General features: G+C 36.2%; 14 protein-coding genes. 10 read left to right on the plus strand and 4 right to left on the minus strand.

Translation table 11 applies throughout. The features are described 5' to 3' along the window. Positions 1 to 77: 77 nt before the first annotated feature. Together FCS21_RS04585 and FCS21_RS16755 are read left to right on the plus strand one after the other, a co-directional pair. Entirely contained in the window at positions 78 to 1,016 is a 939-nt protein-coding gene (locus tag FCS21_RS04585; protein WP_138620852.1) for a universal stress protein, read from the plus strand. A 359-nt stretch (positions 1,017 to 1,375) separates the two neighbouring features. Beyond that, positions 1,376 to 1,543, plus strand: coding sequence for a hypothetical protein (locus tag FCS21_RS16755; protein WP_171035627.1), 168 nt, complete (start codon positions 1,376 to 1,378; stop codon positions 1,541 to 1,543). A gap of 179 nt (positions 1,544 to 1,722) precedes the next feature. On the opposite strand, the gene FCS21_RS04590 is transcribed toward FCS21_RS16755, so the two are convergent. Beyond that, the gene (locus tag FCS21_RS04590) at positions 1,723 to 1,917 is read right to left on the minus strand and encodes a hypothetical protein (RefSeq protein WP_138620855.1); all 195 of its coding nucleotides are present in this window, start codon (positions 1,915 to 1,917) and stop codon (positions 1,723 to 1,725) included. 113 nt (positions 1,918 to 2,030) lie between these two features. Beyond that, entirely contained in the window at positions 2,031 to 2,540 is a 510-nt protein-coding gene (locus FCS21_RS04595; RefSeq protein WP_138620857.1) for a M48 metallopeptidase family protein, read from the minus strand. Positions 2,541 to 2,780: 240 nt separating this feature from the next. Between FCS21_RS04595 and FCS21_RS04600 the strand changes: the two genes are divergently transcribed. Both FCS21_RS04600 and FCS21_RS04605 read left to right on the plus strand, forming a co-directional pair. After that, positions 2,781 to 3,041, plus strand: coding sequence for a DUF2999 family protein (locus tag FCS21_RS04600; protein WP_138620859.1), 261 nt, complete (start codon positions 2,781 to 2,783; stop codon positions 3,039 to 3,041). Continuing rightward, entirely contained in the window at positions 3,041 to 3,406 is a 366-nt protein-coding gene (locus tag FCS21_RS04605) for a HopJ type III effector protein (RefSeq protein ID WP_138620861.1), read from the plus strand. The genes FCS21_RS04600 and FCS21_RS04605 overlap by 1 nt, the downstream gene beginning before the upstream one ends. A 103-nt stretch (positions 3,407 to 3,509) precedes the next feature. Here FCS21_RS04605 and FCS21_RS04610 read toward each other — a convergent pair whose 3' ends face one another. After that, positions 3,510 to 4,460, minus strand: a complete 951-nt coding sequence (locus FCS21_RS04610) for a DUF808 domain-containing protein (protein ID WP_138620863.1) — start codon at positions 4,458 to 4,460, stop codon at positions 3,510 to 3,512. Positions 4,461 to 4,492: 32 nt separating this feature from the next. Continuing rightward, positions 4,493 to 4,993, minus strand: a complete 501-nt coding sequence (locus FCS21_RS04615) for a hypothetical protein (protein WP_138620865.1) — start codon at positions 4,991 to 4,993, stop codon at positions 4,493 to 4,495. A gap of 357 nt (positions 4,994 to 5,350) precedes the next feature. Here FCS21_RS04615 and FCS21_RS04620 point away from each other — a divergent pair, with 357 nt between their 5' ends. From FCS21_RS04620 to FCS21_RS04645, 6 genes are all read left to right on the plus strand, one after another. Beyond that, positions 5,351 to 6,571, plus strand: coding sequence for an MFS transporter (locus FCS21_RS04620; protein WP_138620867.1), 1,221 nt, complete (start codon positions 5,351 to 5,353; stop codon positions 6,569 to 6,571). A 202-nt stretch (positions 6,572 to 6,773) separates the two neighbouring features. Beyond that, a complete protein-coding gene (locus FCS21_RS04625; protein WP_138620869.1) occupies positions 6,774 to 8,648 on the plus strand; it encodes a TonB-dependent receptor plug domain-containing protein in 1,875 nt (624 codons plus the stop codon). Positions 8,649 to 8,824: 176 nt separating this feature from the next. After that, positions 8,825 to 9,685, plus strand: a complete 861-nt coding sequence (locus tag FCS21_RS04630) for an EamA family transporter (protein WP_138620871.1) — start codon at positions 8,825 to 8,827, stop codon at positions 9,683 to 9,685. Between the two features lie 936 nt (positions 9,686 to 10,621). Continuing rightward, complete coding sequence (locus tag FCS21_RS04635) at positions 10,622 to 11,182, plus strand: hypothetical protein (protein ID WP_138620873.1); 561 nt, start codon at positions 10,622 to 10,624, stop codon at positions 11,180 to 11,182. A gap of 184 nt (positions 11,183 to 11,366) precedes the next feature. Then, positions 11,367 to 12,320 (plus strand): hypothetical protein, encoded by a 954-nt coding sequence (locus FCS21_RS04640; RefSeq protein WP_138620875.1) that lies wholly within the window; start codon positions 11,367 to 11,369, stop codon positions 12,318 to 12,320. A gap of 1,395 nt (positions 12,321 to 13,715) precedes the next feature. Further along, the gene (locus FCS21_RS04645) at positions 13,716 to 19,220 is read left to right on the plus strand and encodes a tyrosine-type recombinase/integrase (protein ID WP_138620877.1); all 5,505 of its coding nucleotides are present in this window, start codon (positions 13,716 to 13,718) and stop codon (positions 19,218 to 19,220) included. Positions 19,221 to 19,227: the final 7 nt, after the last annotated feature.

Consider the following 19,227-nt stretch of genomic DNA (forward strand, 5'->3'; position numbering starts at 1 on the left):
AGGGTAACTATAGCGTTACTTTTAAGTAAGTTATCATTTTATAACTGCATAATAGATGTTTTGATGAGGAGATTTTAATGGAAGCAATTAAACGAATTTTAGTGGTGATGGACTCTAGCACTGATCATCAAGCATCATTAGTGCAAGCAATTAATATTGCCGAGAAAACCTCTGCCACGTTGGAGCTTTTTTTAGTCGCTTATCATAGTGATTTTGTCAGTCATTGGAGTTTTAGCCAAGCGCAGTTAGCTGCTTTACAAGAAGAATATATTGCTTCTAAAAGGCGTTGGTTAGAAAGTTATTTACCAGAAATAAAAGCACAAGATATTGTGGTTAAGATTGATGTGGTTTGGCATTCTGATGTGAGTTGCGCAATATTAGCTAAAATAGCGAGTAATGATTTTTCTATGGTTATTAAATCGACCAAAAAAGATTCGACCATTAATAAAATATTTTTTACTCCCAGTGATTGGCAGTTGCTTGAGCATTGCTCTATTCCTTTATTACTGACTAAAAATATTAAGCAGCACTCATATTATAATATTATGGCGGCCGTTGAACCTGATAAAGTGGATGATAATGGTGAAAAGTTAGATATTAAGGTATTACAAGAAGGCGTAGCAATGGCAGAATTATTTGATGCTAGCGCGCACGTTTGTCATTGCTTTCAACCTATTGGCATAGAATTATGGCAAGGCATGAGTTCAATTGGCATGAGCTCGGTAGGCATGAATTATAGCTTAGTTAACGGTGATTTTAATGACTACAAAGACGCAATAAAAAACCACCATAAAGAGGCCTTTAATGAGTTACTTAGTGGCTTTGACTTTGAAGAAGACTTAACGCACCTAGTCATAGGAACAGCAGAAGATAAGTTACCAGAGTTGGTAAAAGAGCATGATATAGACTTATTAGTAATGGGAATGAGTAATAATGGTAAGTTTATTGGCAATACCATTGAAAATATACTCGATAATGTTAAGTGTGATGTGTTATCTATTAAACACGATAGCTAGGGCCTGTTGTCTAGTAGGGGGAGCCCAGCAGAAAGCCTGATTCACACTATTTTCACTTTATTATTAGATAAGTGTTTACTTCTACTATGAAGCTAGGTATATTGTCGTCGTTAACTTGTTAGTAGGTACTAATAAAGTATTAACTCAGTAGGTTAACGTTCATCCCCAGTGATTTTTTCGTGTTTTGTCTTTCCCTTTCACAGTCAGCCAATACCCTATATAAAAAGTTATTTATTTAAAGCTTTTTACTGCATGAAATCTCGAGTAGTTCTCGACCATTTCATAGTATTATTACCATATGTATATGCAGTTACCGGCTTTTTAATATCGTGTTTGTACGCGATTAAAGGAGTTATATTATGTCTTATACTTATCAAGGTAAGGTTTACGCTATTAAAGCACCTGTAAAATCTATTTCAATCAACAAATTAAATGTTGTTGTTAAAGATCAAACTGGTTCAAAATTGTTTAAATTTACCCAATTGAATGAGTCTAAAGATTTTCTAGCTATGTTATATCAAGCATAACAAGCCAGAAATCATAACCGCGAGTTTTACTCGCGGTTAAACAAAAAACCAGAATATCCTTAATAAGGAGTTCTGGTTTTTTAGTTTTTAAAGCCGTTGTTATCCCAATTTTTCTAAGCAAGTGATCACTTTTTTATACGAAATGGTATTAAACGTAATCTACTTTGTCACTGTACCTATCACTCTACTTTAGTTAGGGTCACTTCTAGGTATTTGCTATTTCCCGCATACCATTTTTGTACATAAATAGATCCTAAAATAGGCGGCATACCGTCTTTAGGCACTTCTTTATAGCGCACACTATTTTTATTTTCTTTTTCAAGTTCGAAGGTAACTTTGGTATTAACCTGAGTACTCTTTTCAGTGTCTGACATCTTAATATTCCATGTGTAATGATTGGCGTTTATGTTTTTGGTTTGCTGATTTATTTATTAACACTACAAGGAGCTAGCTTATTAGATAATGGAGGATCACATTGTACTAACAACTAGTTATAAATTGGGCCAACTAACGCTAATTGGGTCAGGTAAATCCGTAAATCTAGTTCTAACTGGTGATAATCAGGCAACATGCTTTGGCATAATTTATAAAACGCTTTGTTATGTTCTTTTTCTTTTAAATGGGCCAATTCATGGACTACTATCATGGCTAGAAATGCTTCAGGGGATTTTTTAAATAAACTACCAATGCGAATTTCATGCTTACTTTTAAGTTTATTGCCCTGTACGCGAGAAACATAAGTGTGTAAGCCTAAAGCATTATTAATAACATGAATTTTATCGTCATACTTTATTTGACTTAACGGCGCTGATTTTTTTAAATATTGATTCTTCAGTGACATAACATAACCACGTAAAGCTTTGTCGCTAGTGATTTCGTGAGTACTTGGATATTTTTTTAACAAATACTGCGCTAAGGTTTTTTGTTCAATCATTTGCTGCACTTGTACTTGTATTTGTGCAGAATAATGAGCAATGTATTTTAACTTGGCTGACATAAATAGGGTATCAATGGTGATAGTTCATTAAATAAAATGACGTTAATTGCGCGCTATTATACTTTTTCTTTTACGTGAGTGAAGTTGTTATGTGGTTTTAATTCAGTAATTATTTTATTTATTCATCGATAGCAGTCTGTAAAAGTATTCATTATTTGATATTATAATCAGCCTTATTTTAAGGTTGTTTATTAATCCAGCCAGCTTATTACAAACCCTACTATTACATTGAGATAATTAATGAACCCGATCATTGAAACGTTAAAAGAACTAAATATCAGCGATGAAAAAATTAATGAGTTGTTTCAGGCGCTCACCGAAAACCCTATGATGGCAATGGCTTATATTGCACAGCTTGAGATCCCACCAGAAAAATTACAATCTATTATGAGTTTAGTGATGGCAGACCCTGGGCTTATTGAACAAGCGGTTGTTGAACTTGGTTTAGATTTTTCTAAAGTAGAAGAAGCTAAAGCGCGATTAAAAGCAGGTGATGCTTAATGACAGCGCAAAAAACAACAAGTCACTTAACTGACTTCATTAGTCAGTTAAGTTCAGCCCCTGAAAAGGTCAGCTTTGAGCAAACGATGCAAGTGATTAGCGAACACTATCGCTATGTACCCGCAACATTTAGTAATGGTGATTTAGTTAATGAAGCAGGCACGAATGAAGGCTCATGTAAGATATTTTATTTTGCTAAGCTGAATCACTTAACTGAGCAGCAGACGTTAGTTTGTTATGGCCAGTATTTTCGTGATGTGCTAAATAACCCAACAGGTACAGACCACGGTAATATTCGTAACTTTATGGTAAGTGGCTGGAGTAAGCTTGACTTTAATTCTGTGGCGTTAACGGCCCTTAACTAAAGTCTTTCAAGTGTTGAATTGCTTAAGGCTATTAGTCAGTTAACTATGATAGCCTTAAGTATTCATTAGCGGTATAGGCTCGTATTTGTAATGACTTAGCGATTTATTTAGCAATTAATTTTGTTACTTTCATAAACGCTAACGCGGTAAATACCAGTACTGCTCCCAACATAAAGCCAACGAATAAGTTAATGAGTAACGGTGTAATCACCACGAATAACCCCGGAAATAGTGCTACATTACCGGCAAAACTGGTAGCGGCTTCAATCGTGTGATGCAAAAATGAAACACCATGGGTAATAAGTGAACCACCGACAAGCCACATAGCAAGGGTACCAGCAACAGCTAAAAACTTCATTAGTTTAGGTGCAAAAGCAATCATAAAGTATCCTAAAGCACGTTTTGCTGTGCCCCAAAGGCTGACAGACTTATCTTTAATAAGTAACAAGCCACCATCATCAATTTTTACAATACCGGCGACTAAACCATAAACGCCTATTGTCATTAATACCGCAATAAAAATTAACACTGATATTTGAGTTGTTATCGGTTTATCAGCAACAGTACCTAAGGCAATAATAATAATTTCTGCTGAGAGGATAAAATCGGTACGAATAGCCCCTTTTATTTTATCTTTTTCCATAAGGGTAATATCGATGTTTTTATCTTGAAGTGCGTTCATTCGCGCGGCATGTTGCTGTGATATTTCCTCTTTATGGGAGAGGTTATGCCATACTTTCTCAAAGCCTTCATAACATAAATAAGCACCACCGAGCATGAGTAACGGCATGATGAGCATAGGTAAAAAGTAACTGAGTAATAACGCAATAGGCACTAAAATAGCTTTGTTAAGCATAGAGCCTTTAAATACCGCCCAAACAACGGGTAACTCTCGGTCTGCTTTTATCCCGCCTGAGAGTTTTTCGGCATTTACCGCTAAATCATCACCTAAAACCCCGGCCGTTTTTTTAGCGGCAACTTTAGATAAAACGGCTATGTCATCGAGGAGCATAGCAATATCATCTAATAGGGTGAGTAAACTTGCACCGGCCATATAAATCCTTGTAAATTATCAGTCACTAGTTGCTAATACTTACCGAGCTCTAAGACGGTAGATGCAATGGTTTTATTGTCTTGCATGGCTTTGATAGTGACATAATAAGCATGCCCCTTACCACCAGAGCAAGGTGGCATATAAGCGCCGGCTTTATCCCAAGCGGGGCTTAAGTGCGGGCTAGTCATTGTAAAGTTATCAGGGAGTTCAAAGCTATGGCCAGGTACTTGCGGCACGACTATTTTATTTGTTGAAGTCGGTAATGCTAAACGTATTATGCCGTGTCCGCCATTATCCATTTTTTTATAATCACGATCACTATATTCAAATGATAAGGCATTGGTATTTTTAGGAATATTGGTTATAAGCAACTCAGGTGTTGACGGGTTTACGCCACCAAATTTCAAGCATTGTTGTCCTTGTGGTATATGATTACCTTCCCATTTTGCATTAGAAAACTGAGCATCTATTGCAAAAGCGCGGCTGCTAATCAGTAATGTAACCAGTGATACGATAATAAATTTACGTTTCATGTTTGTTAACTCCCTATTGATGTATTTATTAACTGATGTAAAAGTAGGTGATATATTTTATAAATAATAGGATAAAATTAAACCTCATCTCTAGGCGCTGTTGAACTGTCGAGATTATATCTGTTTGCCTTTTATATCATAGCGAGTCAAACGAGAGTAGGGCTTTAATCACGCCCAATAGCATGTAGCTTATGTCGACCATGCTATATTTCTTGTCCTGAATACCCCAACAAAAGCAAAAAAGTAACCTTTAAACACCAACCGATCCGGATAAACTAGGCAATTTAATACGCGTTAAGTAAATCACGGGATTATTTTACTGTATGATGTCGACATTTTTAAGGAGACTAAAAAACTGTGCAACGCTCTATTTTTTCTGAACGTAATTATCTAACCTTTTTATGTGGCAGTATATTCTCTACTCAAGGGGTTTGGGTACAGCGAATGACACTGGGTTGGATGATGTGGGATCAAACTCACTCAGAAACCTGGTTAGGCATACTGGCTTTTTTAATGTTTTTCCCCTCTATTGTCGTCGGGCCGTTGTTTGGCGTTATGGTCGATCGTATTAATCGCAGAACGGCTGCGGTTATTACCACGGTGATACTTGCGTTAGTATCACTGTTGTTGTCTGTATTAGCCGGGCAACAATTAGTGAATGAATTGATATTAGTGTGTTTTGCTTTTGTTATTGGTATTGCTAATAGTGCTTATCAAGCAATACGATTATCAATAGTGCCTGATTTAGTTAGTTCGGCTAACTTACCCAGAGCCGTTGCTATTAACGCTATTTTATATAATACCTCTCGCTTTATCGGCCCTATTCTTGCGGGACTGTTAATTAAGTATGAAAGTAACGCTTTTGCTTTTATGGTGGTTTCTTTTTGCTATATCCCTTTAGTTTTTGCTTATTTATTATTAAAACTTGAACCCTATCAACCTCGTGATGTAGCCAAGCAATTTACTTTTTTTATGGACATTAAGGCAGGATTTCATTACGCCCTTAATAACGATTTAATTTTGCGTTTATTAATGCTGATTGCGGTCTCTGCTATTTTAGGGCGAGGTTTATTAGAGATTTTACCTGCCGCGGTTGATGTTCTTTATAGCCGAGGAGTAGAGGGCTTAGCTTGGCTAAATTCAGCAGCGGGTATTGGCGCTATTATTGCGGGCTTTATTTTATCTGCGTCGAGTTCAAAACGATTATTATTTGCCACGCGTTTGGGGATCATTAGCTCGGGCTTATTGCTGATTATGTTTAGTTACACCAGTAGTTTTGAATTAGGACTACTGATTGTTGGTGGCTTAGGTTTTTGTGCCACAATATGCGGCGTAGGTACGCAATCACTTATTCAAGTTTCGGTAGACAGTGCTTTTAGGGGCAGGGTGCTGAGTTTGTGGGGCTCTATTAATGTTGGCGGTGGCGCATTAGGTGGTTTGTTATTTGGTGTGTTAACTGATGTTATGGGTTATTCCTTTACCTTGATTACTATCGGGTTATTTAGTGTGGTCATTGCCTATGTTGCCTCGCGAGGCATTGTGTTACCTGAAATACTTAAACCTGTGGTAGGTAAATAATGCCTTAGTGATACCCCAGCAATTCCTTAGTTACGGTAGTCGGTTTACATCAAAACGCCTTTCCATTACGGATGGTTATCATGTGCAATATGTTACTTGCTGCTATACAATATTGATTATTATAGCCATTCTACCTTTTAGCAAGGTAAGTATGATTGCTTCTATCGTTCAATAAAATAGAAAAACTAAATAGAGAAACGACATGATTCGAGTTTTATACAGTGCTTTGCCTACGTTATTGCTTAGCATATCACCTAGTTTATTGGCTGCTGATGAGAGTCATCAGCAAACGACTAAGATAGCAACCAATGCTATTGAAAAAATTACTGTTAAGAGTTCAACGACCGCTAATACTAAGCCAGTAGGCACCTTTGACTCGCCTGTATCGAATTTAGAATATGATCCACGTGTTGATTTACAATCTCGTAATATGGCTGAAGCGCAAGCCGATGTCACCATTCGTGGTGGTATTTTCGAAAGCACAGGCTTTAGGGTAGGCAGCGCAACGTTATTTGATCCGCAAACCGGGCATTATTCTGCTGAAATTCCTATTGCTCAGGAAATGTTAAGTAGTGCTGATGTACTTACTGGCGTTGATAATGCGCTTATGGGCGTTAATAGCTCGGTAGGTACAGTGTCGCGTGACTGGAAAGAAATAAAAACAGCAGGTAATGCTGCCATTGGCGCAGGTAATAATAACTTCAATCTACAACGAATATACAGTGGCGTCAGTGTGGCACTGGGAGATGCTAGCGATTGGACGCTTGGTTTAGAAGGGGAATATTCACGCTCTGAAAGTGACGGTACTATAGAAAACGGTGATCACGACTTTGAACGTGTTTCTGGGCGTATTCAGTTAGTTGGCCCTTCATCACAGACTGACTTGTTTTATGGCTCGCAAGAAAAATTCTTTGGCTGGCCAAATATGTACACGCCTTTTAATTTTAATGAAACAGAAGACCTTGAAACAAAACTATTCATACTTAATCATAAACAATATTATGGGCAAGATAGCACCTTTGAAGTTTCTACTTATTATCGTCGTCACAATGACGACTATGTGTTGTCTCGTGAAAACCCTAGTATGTTTCAAGCTTTTCACGAAACTGAGGTTAAATCGATAGCATTATCTGGTCGTCATGCTCAAACGGCTGCTTTTGCAGTAAATTACTCTTCACAATTTATTACGGATGAGATTACCTCAACCACGCTTGAAAATAACTTTACCTCACGTAATTATTATAAGTTGAGTGTTTTACCTGAATACCAGATGGCGCTACAAAATGAGCAACAGTTAACTTTTCGTCTTGGTGCAGCCTTTGACGACACCAATCGAGATCATTCACAGGTGTCACTGATTGGTGATATAACCTGGAATAAAATAAATACAGATAACAGCTCTCAAACATTTTACTTGTCGTACGCACAAGCGAGCCAAGTACCGGGTTATACCGCGATAGGCGGAAGTGAAACTGGCGGTTTATTTAGAAGTAACTATGATCTTGGTCGCGAAAGTACTGAAAATATTGAACTAGGTTTTACACTTGATCGGGCAAGCTGGCGTCTTGATTCGGCTATTTTTTATCGACAAGATGATGATTTAACTGATTGGACCTATAGCTTTGATTCAACGTCTGCTCGCTCGGCAAATGCGGTTGATATTGACACCTTAGGTGTAGAGTTACTAGCGGTGAAGCACTTTGATAACCTAGACATTATTACCAGTTATACCTTTCTTGAAAAATCTGAAGAGTATGGCGCTGCTGATATAGATGCTAGTTTTTATGCCTTAAATTACCCCGATCACCGAGTAACATTGGGCCTTATTTGGCGTCCTTTTGATATTGTTGAAGTACGTGTTGATAACGAATGGCGTAAACAAGAAGAAAATGCGCTACGCAATGGCGATGATGATGCTTTATTTACCCACTTAACGCTAAAAATTTCTCCATCGCAGTTTGACGGTTTAGATATTATGCTGGCGGCTGATAACCTTTGGGATGAAGCTTTTGAAGAAATACCAGGTACGCCAGGTAGAGGTGAGCAATATACTATCAGTGCTAGTTATCATTGGTAACCCTCTAAAGCGCCTTAAAAATAAGCCCCTTAAAAAGATAGGCATCAGAGTAACATCCTAACAGTGAACCTAATCGCTCAATGATTTCAGTTTATGGGGTTAGGTTATTACTCTGTTTGTTTTAATTGCTATTGCTGTTTCTTTGCATAAATTGCCACTAATTATTAGAGTTTTTCATGATTTATCTACTCATTCCCACACTGATTTGGGCTTTTTCTTTTGGTTTGATTGGTAATATACTTAAAGGTATTGATCCACTGCAGGTAGCAGATATTCGACTATTATTTGCAGCCATTGTTTTTCTTCCTTTCATTAAGCTAGCAAATACCAATGGTAAGGAAAGATGGCAACTCATACTGCTTGGTGCGGTTCAGTTTGGGATAATGTATACCTGTTATCTTTCCGCTTTTAATTTTTTACCCTCTCATCTAGTTGCGCTATTTAGCGTACTAACGCCGCTTTATATCGTTATTATTAACGATCTTAGGCAACGTTGCTTCACCCCTTGGTATCTATTGGCCACTGTGTTTTCTGTTTGTGGTGCGGCCATTATAAAAATGGGCAAGATAGACTCCAATGAAATTTGGTTAGGGTTTGCTCTGATGCAAATAGCTAATGTCGCTTTTGCTTTTGGACAAGTCTATTATCGAGATTGGAAGCTAGCGAGACCACATATTAGCGATAGTTCCGTATTTGGTTTTTTATATTTGGGTGCACTCATCTTTACCACTTTAGCGACACTATTCATTACTAACGAGCCACCCATGGTAATTAATGCCACAGTAACACAGTGGTTGGTGTTAATTTATATGGGCGTTATTGCCTCAGGGGTTAGTTTCTTCCTTTGGAATAAAGGCGGAACTCAAACCAGCGTAGGGGTATTAGCAACGTTTAACAATGCGGTTGTACCACTGGGGATGTTTACCTCTTTATTTATTTTTAGTGAAGCAAAAGGCGGAACGGCGGAAGAGCTTAGTAGACTTGCTATTGGCTCATTGCTTATTGTCATTGCGTTGTTGATAGCCAAACGTAAATAATGGTTCAATAGGTACAATTAAAGTGATCACTTAGTGAGAATGTAAAGCCTTAAAGACAAGATGATAAAAAGCAGGACTAAATTTGCAAAATAAATTGCTTGCGAGAGCCATATTTGAAAAAGACAATGACGACTTTCGGCTATTTATAAGAGACAGCACGACGAGCTAAGCTTTGATAGTATTGGATAGTATTGGGGGTTAACTATGTAGATTGGTTGCGGGAGCCACTTTTCTGAAGAGAGTGAACTGACGACCTAATTTTATACTTATATATTTGTAATAAACAAGTTGGTTGCGGGAGCCAGATTTGAACTGACGACCTTCGGGTTATGAGGCTTATTTTTCAACAAGTTCTTAACTTACTCTAATGTACCTTAAAATAAGTATTTATGTCAACCATTTGTTTAATAAGCTTTTTGTATAGTAATTTAGTGACAAATATAACTTTACTGTACCGAAGTTAAATAAAATAATTGTCACAAAATCTAACTATTACTTTATTCAATTTTCAACCTATAAACGACCTTAACCCGATTCGGAGCGCACTTTACCAGTTTTTTTTAGTTAATAATAGTAAAAGATAGACTATTATATTTTCATCTAAAATAAGTAGTGCGGAAAAAGATAATTATTTATTGTCAATTTTCAAATTTTTTTCATGTTTACATCAATTACTCCAATAATTTCTCTCTATTACCTTAGCTAATATGCCTCAGGCGTTTCTAATATAAAGTTGTGATAAAGCAGTAAGATTTACTCTCTTAGCTGAGAATTTATTTGTAATTATTTTTAGGGTTTATAAGGGATCCTTATTTTACGAGGCCTTCAAGGTAGGGGGTTTTTCTGCAGGATAAATTTAAAGGGGTATATTAATGATGACAGCAAAATAATGCTCTCATATACCTATTTAAAATAAAACATATTAAGGACATATTTATGACTATCCCATTATTTTTAGAAAATACAGAGTTTGAAGATAAACTCGCAATAAATAATTTTTTTAGTGATTTAACCTTCAAAGTTTATAAAGAATCATTCAAGCACTCTAATTACCAAAAGAGTCAAAATGCCCGTACTATTGCCAGCAAATATAAAAATAATATCGCCCATTCTATTGGTTTAGTACTGAGCGACAATAAACACCCTCAATGTTTTGATGAAGATGCTTGGTTGACGATACTCGATGAAGAGCGAAATGGCCCAATGATGATGAGTGAAACGTTCAGTAACTGTCTGTATAGCTTAATAGAAAAGTATACTTACAAACTAACGATTGAAATTAAAACACTGCTTTGGCTTTTTGCCGATGACTCTATTGATGAAATTTACGATGTACCTGATGAGTTAGGCCAAGACATCGATGATCTAAATGTTTTGGCGTTCGCTAAAGCGCATGGCATGTGTTACTGGAGTATCGGCAATAGTATTTATAATGAGATTTATTTAATTGCCGAAGAAGAAAATAGAGTGAATGACGAATATACTTATGATGAATAGCACGTGATAACAAATGCGTATAATTTACGATTCAATCACTAAATATTGATATAAAATAAGGGCAGTTAACATGAAAGAGAGAATGTATTTCTGAATTCATATGGCTTAAATCGATATGTATTTTTATTCGTTTAATTGTAATGAACCATTAATGTTTGAGCATAACCCTAATAAGGAAAAGGCCATGTTACCCCCAATAAAATTGTCTGAAAAACACCTGCAAAGTATCAATGAAAAACTAACGAAACCTGTAAAAATAAATGGCTTGCTTAACGAGTCAGATGAGAATACACGGCTTTATTATTTATTTGAAGATCGCCAGGATTTAGATAACGCTATTTCGCTGGTGTTGTTTAATAAGCCCTATGATGCTGACGATGAGCTTAGTAATGAGCACGTTAATGCATTAAATACGTATAAATTATTTTTCCAAGGCATTGGCGATAATCATTTTTTCTTTAACGAAAGTACGCTTATTGAAGATATTAGGAAAAGTAAAACACTGAATGATTACTGCCAACGTGATCATGCTTATCAAGAAAAATGTTTTGCTCAACATAGTGATAATTATAACAAACGACCTTACGCCTTTAGTTGTGATTATTGGATCCGTTATATAAACAAAAATCATGAACTGGTTTACGGCACACTGCGCTCAGCCGATATAGATTTGTACTGGCTGCTGGAAGACCACGCCCGAGCATTGGTTGAGCAAGTTATTCCTCACAGTATTGATATGACTGAGCTTGATACGGTTACCGATGTGGAGGGATTGGAAAATACAAAAGGTGAAGAAGCGACAGAAATGAATATAACGGTAAATGCCCATGGAAAAGAACAACAATTAGCTGAATTAGAAAGTTTTTGCCGAGAGAGTATAAAGCAGCTAACCGAACAATATCATCAGCAACTAATAACTGAGCCTGCATCAATCAGTATACGCTTAGAAAATGATAACCGTGATGAGCGATATTTCATTCTTGTTGTTAATAACGAGCATGCTGCCATTCAAATTGAGTTAAGAAAATTTGAAAGCAGTTTCACAAAATTTGATGCACCGCAAGTGAATATCCATAAACAATACATGCATTCGTTTAGCGCGATGTTTAAAGAAAAACTAAAATCGTTAAACATATAAATGGGGGAAGCCTGATATGAATAAACACATTTTAGCCTTTCGTGCTTTTGATTTTCGGGACCGATGCGTAATACTATGATGCCGATCGGTGAATACCATTCAAGCCGATCTAGGATCGCATCAGCATGGGTCGATTCTCCGATCATTTCATACCGATTTCCTATGCCGTTTGAAACATTCCTACAGGCATCAGAAGCTTTACAAAGCACACGTGCGTATATGCTTAGAGGCACAAATAAGTTAGGTGACGTCTGTTTTGTAGGATTTAACCAATTACATCATATTATCTTGACCGTCCGTTGAACGCTCTAAGTAAACATAAACTTGCCTAACTCTGGAGACTAATTTAGGTCAACAGCGTGGTAATAATTAACGTTCCAAAATGACTTGCTAACGACCGCAATGAGCTTAAACCAGGTATTCAGGAATTAGTAAATACAGATTAAATATTTCCCCTCATGATTATTATTTAACAAGTTCTATGAGCTTTTAAGGCTCAGGCCGGACATATATTGACTGTGTCTACCTATCCCATTTAGTCTATTCCTCACTCTAAGTAAATATTATAAGTTTATTTGCTTAAGCTGAACTTAAAAATTACAACAAATATTGAATCACGATGAAACTCTGTTTACATAATTACGCATCATTAAATATATTATTTGTAAGCGTAACTAAAAAGCTATTGATACCCCATAACATTTTCTTTGATATAACGTAATACACCTCAAATTAAAAATTACAATAAAACATGCCCACTTCACTATGCACTTTACTCAGGTGGTGTCGCATAGAGACAGCAAGGCGGTTACAAACCTTAGTTGTTAACGCATGGCATACTAAAAATCAGCTGGATTACCAATTTAAGTGCCATGGTAACTCATATTTATATTACTTTCTGAGTAAAGTGCATAGGCATGAAAGAAAAAGATATTAACACCAACGTCTTCCAAAAAGTCACACATATAGTAAAAAAACCGCCTTCTAAATCCACTTATGCTAAAGCCAAATCAATAAACTAATTGAGCATATAATCACTTTTAACTTTAATTATTAACAGAGTGCTTTATCGTGTGTTTTTACACCGATTTGTATTGTGATAATAATTTACTAAATTTACATACTTTTATTTTTAAAGCACACATATAGAACTTAAAGGGTTGAATATTCGAAAAGGGGCTTGCTTGGGGGGATTCTGGACTAACCATAGAAGAATCAGCATTTGAACTCTGATCAGGGATGATAAAATACTAATTTAGAGAGAGGAATAAAATTATTTAATTTTATTCCATCATTTTACCGCCTTTTTATAAAAAACGTTACATATGTCCTATAACGAATATTTTTACGTAGAAATCTTAGCGTATTAAACACTATTGAAAACCGAGATAAAAAATGAAAATGTTGGAACCTATTTGGACAACAAAAAAACTTTTAGCAAACGCTATTATTAAAAAATTTATGACTAGCTTAGATCAAGAAAGTGAGTCAGAAGCATTTATTAATATCATCAAGGCTGTAGGTTTCCCTATCGAGCTTACTTATATTTGCAGCGTATTATTAAAATTGCACGATGTTATAAAAACAGTAGAAGAAATTGATTGGCCTGCTAATATTAAAAAATCGAATGTCGCTTTATTATCGGCTCTCACGAAAATAGAAAAATCAGATCACTTCAAAGACACATTAGTAAAAGAAAGGCACACAGCCTTGAATCCATTATATGGTCGCCTCGAAGAGTACCCTGTTGCGGCATTGTTTTGTCAAAATTTTGGGAGCGATATTCAATCTAATCAAATACTGCTAATTTACTTACTCCATTTTATTTTACTCCAGATTTCACAGCACAATAATTGGGATGCAATTAAAAAAACAGCATTACTCACTCATGCAGCAAACTTACTTCGTAAAATAGTCACTTGTAATGCTCGACTTGAAATAAACTTAAGCATTGAAAACGTCACTTATAAGAGACTAACTAATTTATTGTTGCTATTGAGTAATGAACGACATATTGATTTTCAAGAGCAGTTTTTAAGGGCATGGTCAGAATTTTATGAAAATCAACCTTTTGTCAGAAAAGCAAAAAATACACGTATAGCTGCCCCTACAAAAGTACAAAGTCAAACAGCAATACCTGTGAAACACGACATCAATCCCACCGATCAAAAAAATGGACATGTGAAAACAAACATAACCACCACCCGGAATGGTACAAAGCTAAAAGAAAAGCGACTTTTTGTGGTTACTGAGGATACAGTTAGTGGTGATGAAACTGAAATTATTGATCTGGTTGAAGTGCATTCACCAAGTAATATTGAGTTAGATCATAGAACAAAGCAAGCTGCAGGAATATACGGTAGCCGGTTAAATTTAATCGAAAAAATGCATCTTTGTTGGCGAACAATTGCTTTAACAGAATATGAAATATCGGCGCTCGTTTTATATTTGCATTTAACATTAAAAAATGAAGAACCAGTAGCTATTTTTGCATCGCTAATACTCTTAACATCTAAACCTTTTACCGACATATTAGCTATTGATATCTATTCCAAAACGCCAGATTTAGCAAAAACACATCATGACTTTATCGACCTCACATTGGGGACTTGGAATCGTAAAAGCATTGAAATGCCAAACGCTTTTGTACCAGCACCAGAACAAAAGCATTTATTAGCAGCGCATAGTGAATGGTTAAGCTTGCCACTGCCCATAGAGTTGATTAATGCCATAAAAGAACAAAGGTCAAAGATAGTAATAAAGTCAGTAATGACAGTGGAGGATATGTGTTTACATAAAAGTGAAGCTATTAGTAGTGTATTAGCACGTTTCTTAAAACCATTTTGGAAAAACAGTGAATTGGTAAACCGAAGAATTACCGCTGCCTCTATAAGAGCAACACTCTTTGATAAAATAACCCATAAGTTTGACGGGGGATATGCCGCGCTAATGCTGGCAAACACAGAATTTGATACCACAACCAGTTTATACTATTTGTCCGCACAGGCTGATAAATTAAAAAATGACTATGCCTTCGCCGTTTCATCGTTCGGTTTTACAATAAACAACGGCAATGATTTTATCGATGTAACCCCTTTAACAGAAAATAATAATAATGTAGTTGTAGGCAGTCGGTTAACTATTGACAAAGACAAAATAGCTAAGGTAATAACAGCTAAAAGGGCCAAGCTATTAACTTTTGTAGCACAAAACAACTTGCCTGTTGAGCAGCTTGTCGAGGATCATAATGAGTGGGTTAATTATACGCTATTAACCTTAGTTGCAGGAACAGGACATCGTAGTCGAACAGAATTTGGCTTCACTTCTTCAACGTTTGATGATGTCAATGGGTTTGTCTTGCTCAGTGATAAAATTAACTTTGTGGATAGTGCAGTTAGGTTAATCCCGCAATGTATGACGATTAAGCATCAGTTACAGGCATACAAAAATCATTGTGCAGAGCTAGCTAGAGCAATAAAACCTTATAGCATCGAAGTAGCAACCAAATTAGCCAAAGTTGCAACACTAAACCTGAATGATGAGCCGGTATTTTTTCATATCAGTAATCACGTCAGTAAAGGTTCAGATCTAAATCAGCTGAAAACATTCCCTGTTGGCTACAAGGATATTGAATATTACCTAGCGCCCGAATTAAATCTACCGTTAAACTTTTTACGACACTATTTTTGTTCTGCCATGCGAGAATTTGGTGAGTATGACGCTGCAAAATTTTTGATGGGACATGTTGATAATGGGGAACATATTTTATCAGATCATTCATTGATAGCCTTGAATGATAGGGGGGCGACAGGGGATAAAATTGATCTAGTATTAAAAGAAATCGGAATTGAAGCGATTGAGTTTTCTATAATCAAAGGACCTGCATTTAGGTTACCTGATCAAATAATTGAACAATCCTATAGCCCTTCATATTTAAAACGTTCAGAGTCGACAGAGCGCTCCCAGCAACTTCGTTGGGTTCGAAAACTGGTTAGTCCTTATATAAAATCCTTACATGATGTAAAAACACACGAAAAAATGGTTGATACGTTATTGCAAGCAGCGGTATCTGATCATGAATCAGGCATAACACTCAAACGACGGGTATTCTTACTCAACCGCTTTATCGATAAAGTGGCAAACAGTAGCCGATGGTTCAGCACACAAAGTGAAATAGAGCTACTCAACGTTGATGCAAATTTACTTTTAAATATGCGTCAAGGCATTCAAATTAAAAATGAAATTAATAAATGGTTACTAGCACCTAAAAAAACGTCCAGTCAAAAAATAACGGCGATAGATCAGTTGGGCCACATATGGTGCAGCTTAGTGATTAATAGCACCATGAATATCCCAACAACGATTGACAGTTTGAAAGTTATTACATCACCGCCATTTTATGAAAACGGTATGGCGTTTTTTGAAATTATAGACAGCAAAACCAATAAAGTTAAAGTTATTCATATTGATTCTATTTCGCTGCTGTTAATACAAAAATATAATGTTGAAGATGTCGAGATAAAAAGTGCCAAGGGCGTTAAAAATAGTATTTATAAGTTCGTATTAAACAAAGTCAGTAAACAAAACATCCTTGATGTTCACGCAGTAAAGGCGCTAAGAAATATTGATACGACAGGTGAATATTTACGCCAAGCAAGAAGTGATTCCACCAGCGCATTAACTCACGCATATCAAAATGGGCGTATTCAAACCACCAATTTATCCAAGGAAAAGCTATGCAGATGGTTGTCGCCTATACCATTGGTATTTAAGCCGACCATACTTGAACAGCCAGATATTAGCCTTCACGGTACCGCTCAGTTAAGTTTTGAGCAAAGCACTAATATTAACGAAAACTACCAAGCATCGCGGTTATTATTACGGATGTTACAAACGAATTTAAATAAATTAAAACAACAAGGTGCAGGCTGTTCTAATACAACGAAAATTGTGATTGAAACTTGGGCTAAATTTATCGATATGTCCGGAGAAACTCAAGTCGATAAATTAATTGATGGTTCTACTCAGTTAGATCAAATCATGATATTAATTTTACAATGGTTGATAGATGTTTCTAAAAGGCCAGGGAGGGGAGGGCGTAAAAGAACAGCAGCAAGCACGCTAAAAACCTACATGTCGAATGTAGCCAAACCATTAGTAGAGCAGGCTGTCGGCTGTTCATTTTTAAATTTATCGTCAGAAGAGTTAGGCGAAATTTACAGTGATGCGTTAGATGCGAGAAATATAGAAGACCGTGCCCACAGAGCTGAAAGTATGCGTAATTTTCACAATTTTGTTATGCGTAGCTATTATTGTGCACCTGTTGATTGGTTCGATGTTGAACCAAGTGTTGGCAATAAAAACCGTGAAGCAGATGCTAATATTATTTCAATGCGCGAATATAATAGCGCCCTAAAGTTATTGATAAATGATGGGCATGTCACTACCTATGAGCAAAAAATTAACCAGCTCATTTTAATATTATGCTATCGCGCAGGACTTCGCTCTGGTGAGGCAACACATCTAAAAATTAAGGATATTGATACAATAAACTGGGTCATTCATGTGCGAACCAGTTATTTTTACAGAACAAAAACAGTTCGCTCTAATCGTAGAGTTCCGGTGGGATATTTTTTATCGGACGAAGAAAAAGCACTCATCTGTGAACAAATAAACCTTATAAAATCATTTCATCCTGACTGTGAAAATCCTTGGTTTTTCTGTGATAAAACGTCTGCTAAATGCCTTGTGCCTATTAATAATCATATCAGTCGAGTGATAGAAGCATTGCGCATTGCAACTGGTGATAACAGCGTTAAGCTGCATCACGGAAGGCATAGTTTTGCCAATTATCTGTTGTTGTTAATGTCTCAAATAGTTTACACACAAGTGATGTACAAAGAACTACAAGCGTGGTGTAGAACTGAGGATATTGTAGAACTATCGCAGCAAGTCATAACTCAACTTCTAGGAACACAAAATGCGAAAGAACGATTTCTGAATGCTATTTCATTATTGCTCGGCCACGTGAGTCCTAAAACTACTCTCTCCAGTTACATTCATATACTGGGATTAATTAGTGCCGCTGAAAATGAAAGCTTACTCATTAATACGGTTGATAAGTCAGCTATTACGCCAATCGTTAACATAGAGAGAACACATTTTTATAAAATATTGGCTCGTGGTAATAGCGACCGTTTTGGTTTCTTACCACTGTGTTCGTACATTGGTAAAACGTGGCAAGGTTATCAACAATTAGCATGTATGCGTAAAGATATGGGGATTATCTTAACGCCTATTTCAACTAATGATACACGTGCTATTTACAACCAACTCAATAACATCGAACGTATTATTCGATTGGCTGAAAACGGACAGATCAGCACTGAAATCGCTTATCAGCTGCAACTAGACTTTAACTTTGTATTATCAGTGATTAAAGCCACTCGAAAAATAAAACTTGAAACAGGATACACAGGTACAAGCATCAGCTCAGATATATCAAATGTAGTTTTCCCATCTTGTAAGAAAAAGCAATTTACCTCAACAAAATATATCAAGCACGCAGATTTTCAAAAACTACTTGAAAAACTAGCAAAATTAGATGCACACCAGCGCATGGAAATTAGTGACATTTTTAATAAAAGTTACAACTCTCGTTATGGAATTGTAATTGATTGCAGCATGAGGGATAAATTCAAAAAACTACTATTACTGATTCATTGTAGTGTTATTGACACTGAAAAATCGATAACAGTTCGAGATCAATACAGTAAAAGACGAGGGAATATACTGACATTAATGCAAAAGAACGACAAAAATAAAATCAACAATGATCACAAAATACTTCACGCTATTTTTCTTTTAAATGTCTTGAATGTAGCACAACAACAATATTAAAGGATTA

The organism is Colwellia ponticola (genome assembly GCF_005885605.1).
In the GTDB taxonomy this organism is placed as follows: domain Bacteria; phylum Pseudomonadota; class Gammaproteobacteria; order Enterobacterales; family Alteromonadaceae; genus Colwellia; species Colwellia ponticola.

Coding starts and splice junctions, on each gene's coding strand:
- FCS21_RS04585 (WP_138620852.1), top strand. CDS start 78: ATGGAAGCAATTAAACGAATTTTAGTGGTGATGGACTCTAGCACTGAT.
- FCS21_RS16755 (WP_171035627.1), top strand. CDS start 1,376: ATGTCTTATACTTATCAAGGTAAGGTTTACGCTATTAAAGCACCTGTA.
- FCS21_RS04590 (WP_138620855.1), bottom strand. CDS start 1,917: ATGTCAGACACTGAAAAGAGTACTCAGGTTAATACCAAAGTTACCTTC.
- FCS21_RS04595 (WP_138620857.1), bottom strand. CDS start 2,540: ATGTCAGCCAAGTTAAAATACATTGCTCATTATTCTGCACAAATACAA.
- FCS21_RS04600 (WP_138620859.1), top strand. CDS start 2,781: ATGAACCCGATCATTGAAACGTTAAAAGAACTAAATATCAGCGATGAA.
- FCS21_RS04605 (WP_138620861.1), top strand. CDS start 3,041: ATGACAGCGCAAAAAACAACAAGTCACTTAACTGACTTCATTAGTCAG.
- FCS21_RS04610 (WP_138620863.1), bottom strand. CDS start 4,460: ATGGCCGGTGCAAGTTTACTCACCCTATTAGATGATATTGCTATGCTC.
- FCS21_RS04615 (WP_138620865.1), bottom strand. CDS start 4,993: ATGAAACGTAAATTTATTATCGTATCACTGGTTACATTACTGATTAGC.
- FCS21_RS04625 (WP_138620869.1), top strand. CDS start 6,774: ATGATTCGAGTTTTATACAGTGCTTTGCCTACGTTATTGCTTAGCATA.
- FCS21_RS04630 (WP_138620871.1), top strand. CDS start 8,825: ATGATTTATCTACTCATTCCCACACTGATTTGGGCTTTTTCTTTTGGT.
- FCS21_RS04635 (WP_138620873.1), top strand. CDS start 10,622: ATGACTATCCCATTATTTTTAGAAAATACAGAGTTTGAAGATAAACTC.
- FCS21_RS04640 (WP_138620875.1), top strand. CDS start 11,367: ATGTTACCCCCAATAAAATTGTCTGAAAAACACCTGCAAAGTATCAAT.
- FCS21_RS04645 (WP_138620877.1), top strand. CDS start 13,716: ATGAAAATGTTGGAACCTATTTGGACAACAAAAAAACTTTTAGCAAAC.